This window comes from Micrococcus sp. HSID17227, assembly GCF_003989405.1.
Lineage (GTDB): Bacteria > Actinomycetota > Actinomycetes > Actinomycetales > Micrococcaceae > Micrococcus > Micrococcus luteus.
The window spans coordinates 1-8,134 of record NZ_RBLN01000088.1 but is presented as its reverse complement, the minus strand read 5'-3'; the positions used below and the strand labels follow the sequence as shown (position 1 = coordinate 8,134).

The window sequence follows — 8,134 nt, the reverse complement described above, 5'->3', positions numbered from 1 at the left end:
GCGCGAGCGCCACGCCGAGCAGCCGGCCGCCGTCGTCGGCGACCCAGAGGTCACGGTCCGGTCCGATCAGCGCGGTCCACGCGGGTACGTCCTCCGGGATCCGGGCCTCGATCGCGTCCAGGTACGCGGACGGCAGGAGCGCGCCGTAGGCCTCCCGCCACGACCGCGCCTTGACGCGCAGCAGCGCCTCGACGTCCCCGGGTGCGGCGGGGCGCACGGCCACGGGCTCAGGCACGGACTGCTCCTCCGGGCCGCCGGCGCGGCGGCCATGTCTCGAACGAAAGCGCCTCGACACGCCGCCGTTTCTCGAACGAAAGCGTCCGGGGGCAGCGGGGAGGGGGGTCACCCGGCGTCGCCGTCGTGCGGGGCCGGGGCGGCGCGCCGCTGCTCGTCCTCGGCGAGGGCCGACTCGAGACGCTCGAGCTTGCCGTCCAGCTCGCCGGTGTGGCCGGGGCGGATGTCCGCCTTCAGCACGAGCGAGACGCGGGAGCCGTACGGGGACACGGCGTCCACGGCGGCGCGCACGACCTCCATCACCTCGTCCCACTCCCCCTCGATCTCGGTGAACATCGAGGAGGTGCGGTGCGGCAGGCCGGAGGCGCGCACCACGGCGACGGCGGCCGCCACCGCCCGGTGCACGGACGCGGTGTCCGCGTCGCCGGGCAGGTGCTCGGCGTCGGCGGGTTGGCCGGAGGGGGCGACGGAGAAGGCGACGATCATGGCACCAGTGTGCCCCGCCCCCGCCGCCGGCTCACCCCCCGAGCACCGGCTGCAGGGCCTTGATCAGCTCGTTCACGCCGATCGCCACGAACACGGCCGCGGTCAGGCCCAACAGGGTGTTGCGGACCCAGCCGTTGCGGAACTGCCGCGGCACGTCCTTCTTGTTGTTGAGGAACAGCAGGGTCACGGCCAGGAACGGCATGAACAGGGCGCCGAGCGTGCCGTAGAGCAGGATCAGGAAGATCGGCCGGTCCAGGAACAGCAGCGCCATGGGCGGCAGGGTCAGCCACAGCAGGAAGAAGCGGCCGGGCTTCGAGGACAGCGACGGCGCGTCGTCCTGGTCCAGCTCCTCGGCGGGCCGGCGGAAGTTCGTCCAGAAGTCCGCGAACATCAACGAGACGCCGTGCCACACGCCCAGCAGGGAGGAGAAGGACGCGGCGAAGAATCCGATGAGGAACACCGTGGACCACACCGAGCCGTAGCGCTCGGCCAGCACGTCGCCGACGTCGAGCAGGCCCTTGTCGCCCGAGGAGATCGCCAGCCCCGCCGAGTGCAGCAGCTCCACGCCCATGACCATGGTGGCGATCACGAAGATGCCCGTGAGGATGTACGAGGTCGCGTTGTCGAACCGCATGACCTTCAGGTACTTCGGGACGTTCCAGCCCTTCTCGCGCAGCCAGTAGCCGTAGGCCGCGAGCGTGATGGTGCCGCCGACGCCGCCGGCCAGGCCGAGCACGTAGAACATGGCCTGGGGATCGCCGGAGGGCAGGCGCGGCACGAGACCGGCGAGGATCTCGCCCAGGTTCGGGACGGTCAGCGCCGCGGAGAGCAGCACCGTCACGAACATGACGCCGATCAGCACCGTCATGAGCCACTCGATGAGCCGGTACCTGTCCAGCCAGACCAGCCCCAGGCCGATCAGGCCCGAGGCGATCGCGAACACCTTGCTGTCCACCCCGGGGAACAGCGCCGCGAGCGGCAGGGCGGTGGAGGACATCGCCGTCGCCCCGTACACGATGCCCCAGATGAGGATGTACGGGCCGAAGTACCAGGACGTCCAGGCCCCGAGGGTGCGCCAGCCCTGGAAGATCGTCTTGCCGGTGGAGAGGTAGTAGCGGCCCACCCCCTCCACGAGCACGATCTTGAAGATCACGCCCAGCACCACGGCCCACAGCAGCATGTAGCCGTAGCGGGAGCCGGCGGTCAGGGTGGCCACCAGGTCCGCCGCGCCCACGCCCGTGGCCGCGGCGACGATGCCCGGGCCGAGGGAGTTCCAGCGCGGGCGGATCGGCGTCTCGTTCAGTTCGGCGTCGGTGAACCCGACGATGTCCGGGTTGTGCACGGGGCGCCCGGGGTTGACGGCGTGGGCCATGGGATGCTCCTGCGATCGGGGATGCGAGTGATGCAGCAAGTATCACGCACGGGAGCGATGCCGCTCACATCATTCTGCGGTGCTTCACACGTGCGTCCCGTCCGCCTCCACCGCGATCCCCAGCTCGTTGCCCGGGATCGAGGCGAGCAGCCGCCGCGTGTACGGGTGTCGGGGGTTGGTGAAGACCTCCTCGGAGCTGGCCGCCTCCACCACCTGGCCGTCCTTCATGACGCACACGTAGTCGGAGATGAGCCGCACCACCGCCAGGTCGTGCGAGATGAACAGGTAGCTCAGCCCCAGCTCGTCCTGCAGGCGGCGCAGCAGCGTGAGGATCTGGTCCTGCACGAGCACGTCCAGCGCGGAGACCGGCTCGTCGCACACGATCAGCTCGGGGTTCAGCGCGAGCGCCCGGGCGATCGCCACGCGCTGGCGCTGCCCGCCCGAGAGCTCGGCCGGGTACCGGCGGTGGAAGTGCGAGGGCAGGGCCACCTGGTCCATGAGCTCGAGCACGCGCGCCCGCCGCTGCCTGGCGTTGCCCCGCCGGTACGTCTGCAGCGGCTCCTCGATGATCCGTCCCACCGTGAACGAGGGGTTGAGCGAGGAGAAGGGGTCCTGGAACACGGCCTGCACGCGCTGCCGGAAGTCCTTGAGCCCCTCCCCCTTCAGCGCCAGCACGTCCTTGCCCTCGAAGCTGATCTCGCCCGAGGTCGGCTCGATCAGCTTGAGCAGCATGCGCGCCGTCGTCGTCTTGCCGGAGCCGGACTCGCCGACGATCGAGACGGTCTTGCCGCGCGGGATCTTCAGGGAGACGTCCTTCGCGGCGGTGAAGTCCTCGTGCCCGCGCACGGGGTAGACCTTCGTGAGGTCGCGGATCTCCACCAGCGGGGTGAGGTCCTGCTTCGCCAGGGCCACCGTGGTCAGGGCCGCGGTGTCGTCCTCGGCCAGGGCGGCGGGCGCGGGGTCGAAGGCCTCGGGCAGCAGGCGGGCCGCCGCCACCGACGGCGCGGCCGCCACGAGCGAGCGGGTGTAGGCGTGCTGCGGGTCCTCGAGGATGGCTCGCGCGTCGCCGGACTCCACCACGCGTCCGCGGTGCATCACCACGAGCTGCTGCGCCCGCTCGGCGGCGAGGCCGAGGTCATGGGTGATCAGCAGCACGGAACTGCCGAGCTCGCGGGTCATCTCGTCGATCTGGTCCAGGATCACCTGCTGCACCGTCACGTCCAGGGCGGAGGTCGGCTCGTCCGCGATCAGCAGCTGCGGCCGGCACGCCAGGCCGATGGCGATCAGCACGCGCTGGCGCAGACCGCCCGAGAGCTCGTGCGGGTACTGCTTGGCCCGTCGCGCGGGCTCGGGGATGCCGGCGCGCTCCATCACCTCGACGACGGCGGCCCCCACGTCCTTCTTCGTCGTCATGCCGTGGGTCAGCAGGGTCTCCCCGATCTGCTGCCCCACCCGGGTCACGGGGTTGAGGTTGGACATCGGGTCCTGCGGCACCAGCCCGATCCGGCGGCCGCGGATGCGGCGCATCCGCGACTCGGGCAGGCCCACGAGCTCCTCGCCCGCGAAGCGGACGGAGCCTGCCGTGACCCGGCCGTTGCCGGGCAGCAGGCCGATCGCGGCCATCGCGGTGGTGGACTTGCCCGAGCCGGACTCGCCCACGATCGCCAGCGTGCCCCCGGTCGGGAGCGTGAGGGACGCGCCCTCCACGGCCTGCACGGTGCCCTGCTGGGTGGTGAACTCCACGTCCAGGTCGCGGATCTCCAGCAGCGGGGCGCCGGCCGCGGGGGTCACGCCGGGGCCGGGCGCGCCGTCGTCGTGCTTGGGGTCCATGGTCAGCGCCTCCGGGAGGTCGGGTCGAGGGCCTCGCGCAGGGACTCGCCCAGCAGGGTGAAGCCGAGCGCGGTGATGGCGATGCACAGGCCGGGCAGGAACGCGAGCCACGGGTTGATGCCCAGCTCGGCCTGCGCGTAGGTGAGCATGCGGCCCCACTCGGCGGTCTCGGGGCGGCCGCCGCCGAGGCCGAGGAAGGACAGGGCGGCCGCGTCGATCACGGCCGTGGCCAGGGTGAGCGTGGCCTGCACGATCACGGGGCCCAGCGAGTTCGGCAGCACGTGGGACATCGTGATCCGCCCGCGCGAGAGGCCGAGGGTCTGCGCCGCGAGCACGTAGTCCGACCCCTTCTGCGTGAGCATCGAGGACCGCAGCAGCCGCGCGAACACGGGCACCTGCGCCACCCCGATCGCGATCATCACCGCGAACGGGGTCTGTCCGAGGATCGCCGCGATGGACACCGCCAGCAGCAGGTTGGGCACCGAGAGCAGGATGTCCACGACGCGCATCACGACGGAGTCCACCCAGCCGCCGAACGTGCCGGCCAGCAGGCCGAGCAGCATGCCGCCGGCCAGGCCGAACGCCGTCGAGACGACGCCGATGAGCAGCGAGGCCTGCGCGCCCCAGATCAGCTTGGAGAGCACGTCCCCGCCGAAGCGGTCCAGGCCCAGCGGGTAGCCGGCCACCTCGCCGGGGCCGGGCACGTGGGTGGGGCGGATCTCGCGCATGCCGGGTGTGGCCGTGCCCGCGTACGGGGCCAGCACCGGGGCGAGGACGGCCACGAGCACGAAGAGCAGCACGATCACGGCGCCGGCGATCGCCGCCGGGTTGCGGCGCAGCCGCTGGAACGCGGCGCCCCACACGGAGGTGCCGCGGGTGTCCGCGGCGGCCTCGGTGGTCGCCTGGGTCGCCCCGGCCTCGACGGGCGCCAGCGCGTGCTCGACGGCGTGCTCGGTGGGTCCGCCGCCGGGGCTGGGGGGCAGGTTCACGCTCATGAGACACGCACCCTCGGGTCGATGAGGCCGTAGGAGACGTCCACGACCAGGTTGATCAGCGAGTAGAGCAGGGCGATGAAGATGATGAAGCCCTGCAGCACCGGGAAGTCGAGCTGGAAGATCGCCTGCGCGAGGAACCGGCCGATCCCGTTGAACGCGAACACCGTCTCGGTGAGCACCGCCCCGGAGATCAGCAGGCCCAGCTGCAGGCCGAGCGTGGTGCTCACCGGCAGCAGGGCGTTGCGCATGATGAACCGGTCCCGGATCAGGCGCGGGGCCAGGCCCTTGGCGCGGGCTGTGCGCACGAAGTCCGCGTCCTGCACGTCCAGCACGGAGGCGCGGGTGATGCGCGCGATGATCGCCAGCGGGATGGTGCCCAGCGCGATGCCGGGCAGCACCAGGTGGGTCAGCGCGTTCAGGGCCGCGTCCCACTCGGCGGTGATGATGCCGTCCCACACGTAGAAGTTCGTGTAGTGGGTGGCGTCGATCCGCGGGTCCTGTCGGCCGTCGGTGGGCAGCCAGCCCAGCTTCACCGCGAACACCCACTTGAGGATGAACGCCAGGAAGAACACGGGCACCACCACGCCGATCAGGGACAGCACGACGGCGACGTCGTCCTGCCACCGGCCCACATGGCGGGCGGCCCAGTAGCCGAGCGGGATGCCGATGACCACCGCGAACACGATCGCGAAGATCGAGAGCTCCAGCGTGGCCGGGAAACGGTCCGCGAACTCCTCGACCACGGGCCGATTCGTCATGATCGAGGTGCCGAAGTCGCCGCGCAGCAGCCGCCCCATGTAGGTGACGTACTGCTCGAGCAGCGGCTTGTCGAAGCCGTACGCCGCGTTCACCCGGGCCACGGCCTCGGGGGTGGCGCGGTCGCCGAGCAGGGCGGTGGCGGGGCCGCCGGGCAGGCTGCGGACCCACACGAACAGCAGGACGGACAGTCCGAACAGGGTGGGGATCAGCAGCAGCAGGCGCTTGCCGATGAGTCTGAGCACGAGGGGCCTCCATGCCGGCGCGGGGGCCGGGCCGGTCGGTGCGAGGGACGGGCGGTGGCGGGCGGGCCGGCGACGACGGCGCCGGGGCGCGGCGCCGTCGTCGCCGGTGGGGCGGGTCGTCCCCGGCCCGCCGGGCTCACTCGGTCAGGTCGATCTCGTTGAAGACCTCGTCGTTGACCGGGCTCGCCGGGTAGGAGGCCACGCGCTTGTCGAAGGCCAGCGACGGGGCCGGGTGGGCGAGCGGGACCGCCGGGACGATCTCGGAGATCTGCTCGTTGATCTCCTGGTACTTCGGCGTCTGCTCCTCGAGCGTCGGGATCTGGCGGGCCTCCTCGAGGGCGGAGAACAGCTCCTCGTCGGTGAAGCCGAACTCGGGCTTCTCCTGGCCGAAGAACACGCCCACGAAGTTGTCCGTGTCGTTGTAGTCACCGGTCCAGCCGAGCAGGTGGATGCCGTGGTCCGAGGTGCCCTGCACCTGGTCGAGGTAGTCCGGGCTCCACTTGGCCGGCTTCGCGTTCACCGTGATGCCCACCTCGGCCAGCTGGCTCGAGAGGTTGGAGAACGCCTGCTCGGGGGTCGGCATGTACGGGCGCGAGACGCCGGTGGGGTAGTTGAAGTCAATCGTGAAGCCGTCCGGGTAGCCGGCCTCGGCGAGCAGCGCCTTGGCCTTGGCGGGGTCGTGCTCGTACGTGGTGACGTCCTCGCTGTACCCGTTCACGGACTTCGGGATGAACTGGGTGGCGGGCTCCGTGCCCTCGGGGAGGGTCTGCGCGATGAGGGCGTCCTTGTCGATCGCGTGGGCGATCGCCTGGCGCACCCTGACGTCCTGGAGCTCCTCCTTCTCCTGGTTCAGGCCCAGGTAGAGGATGGTGAACGGGTCGCGGGCCACCACGTTGAAGCCGGCCTCGGACAGGGCCGCGGTGTCCGCGGGGGCCACGAGGTCGTAGCCGTCGATGTCCCCGGCCTCGAGCGCCTGACGGCGGGCCACCGGGTCGTCGATCACGCGGAAGGTGATGTCCGTGACCTCGCCGCCCTCGCCCCAGTAGTCCTCGTTGGCGGTGAGCTTGACGTCCTCGCCCACGCTCCAGGACTCGAACTTGTAGGGGCCGGTGCCGGTGGGGTGGGCCCGGGCGTACTCGGACAGCTGGGGCGACTCGGCGGTGCCACCGACCTCGTCCGCCTTGTACTCCTCGAGCGCCTTCGGCGACTGCATGGCGAAGGCCGGCAGGGACAGGGAGGAGATGAAGCCCGCGAACGGCTGCGCCAGCGTGATCTTCACCTCGTGCTCGCCGGTGGCCTCGCACTCCTGGTAGACGGCGTCCTCGGGCTTGTCCGCGAAGCCGCGGAACAGCTTGCCGTAGTAGTACGAGAGGGTCTCCGACTGCTGGATGCCCGTGAAGTTGTACCAGCGGTCGAAGTTGGCGCACACGGCCTCCCCGTTGAACGGCTCGCCGTCGTGGAAGGTCACGCCCTCCTTCAGCTGGAACGTGTGGGTCAGGCCGTCCTCCGAGGACTCCCAGGACTCGGCCAGCAGCGGCGCGGGGTCCGCGGTGCCCGGCTTCGTGCCCACGAGGCCCTCGAAGATCTGACGGGAGACCCGGAAGGTCTCGCCGTCGGAGGCGAAGGCCGGGTCCAGGGTCTTCGGGTCGGAGGAGGCGGCGAAGATGAACGAGCCGTCCACTTGGGCGGCGTCGCCCCCGCCCGAGCCGCCGGAGCCGCCGCCGTCGCGCTGGCTCTGGGCGCAGCCGGTGACGAGCAGGGCGCCGGCCGCGGTGAGCGCGGCGGCGGACAGGAGTCGGTGACGCAGACGGGTGGCCATGGGGGCTCCTCCGGGAGAGGTCTCAGCCGAGACGCGGGTGCGAGGGGACCGCGCCGTCGGGTGTGACCTCGGGCACGCTCCTGGACGTGACTATAGCCACAAGCGCGGGCAGGAACGCAACGCAGGCCGCGTCTGCGCGTGCGGCACGGCGCCCTCAGGCCCCGGTGGGCACCCGCTCCCGACGCGCGGCGGCCCGCTCGCGGACCCAGCGCAGCACGTCCTCCGGACGGTTGGTGGTGAGCTCCTGCACCCCCTGGGCGAGGAGGAAATCGGCGTCCTCGGCGCGATCCGTCGCGCCCTGCCCGGCGGCAAGGACGAGAAGGACAACAGGCAGAAGAAGGGCAACCCCGCCGCCTGACGGCCCCGCCCCCGCGCTTTCGAACGTGAGAGAGGCCCT

The 8,134-nt window shown here is 71.5% G+C and carries 6 protein-coding genes and 2 pseudogenes; all 8 read right to left on the bottom strand.

Annotation, left to right across the window (positions count from 1 at the left end):
* Nucleotides 1-235 (bottom strand): annotated as a pseudogene (locus D8M29_RS06335) (GNAT family N-acetyltransferase); the annotation flags it as partial.
* 107 nt (nt 236-342) lie between these two features.
* A complete protein-coding gene (locus tag D8M29_RS06330; protein ID WP_036341543.1) occupies nt 343-720 on the bottom strand; it encodes a thiamine-binding protein in 378 nt (125 codons plus the stop codon).
* Nucleotides 721-751: 31 nt separating this feature from the next.
* On the bottom strand, nt 752-2,092 hold the full coding sequence (locus tag D8M29_RS06325; RefSeq protein ID WP_036341541.1) for an Nramp family divalent metal transporter: 1,341 nt from the start codon (nt 2,090-2,092) through the stop codon (nt 752-754).
* An 84-nt stretch (nt 2,093-2,176) separates the two neighbouring features.
* Nucleotides 2,177-3,922, bottom strand: coding sequence for an ABC transporter ATP-binding protein (locus tag D8M29_RS06320; protein WP_127435224.1), 1,746 nt, complete (start codon nt 3,920-3,922; stop codon nt 2,177-2,179).
* Nucleotides 3,923-3,924: 2 nt separating this feature from the next.
* Complete coding sequence (locus D8M29_RS06315) at nt 3,925-4,917, bottom strand: ABC transporter permease (RefSeq protein ID WP_036341535.1); 993 nt, start codon at nt 4,915-4,917, stop codon at nt 3,925-3,927.
* Entirely contained in the window at nt 4,914-5,918 is a 1,005-nt protein-coding gene (locus D8M29_RS06310) for an ABC transporter permease (RefSeq protein WP_036341532.1), read from the bottom strand. Before D8M29_RS06310 ends, D8M29_RS06315 begins: the two co-directional genes overlap by 4 nt.
* Nucleotides 5,919-6,054: 136 nt before the next feature.
* Nucleotides 6,055-7,737 carry an ABC transporter substrate-binding protein gene (locus D8M29_RS06305; protein WP_036339106.1) on the bottom strand — a complete coding sequence of 561 codons (1,683 nt, stop codon included), beginning with the start codon at nt 7,735-7,737 and terminating at the stop codon, nt 6,055-6,057.
* Between the two features lie 154 nt (nt 7,738-7,891).
* A pseudogene (locus tag D8M29_RS14150) lies at nt 7,892-8,134 on the bottom strand (hypothetical protein); the annotation flags it as partial.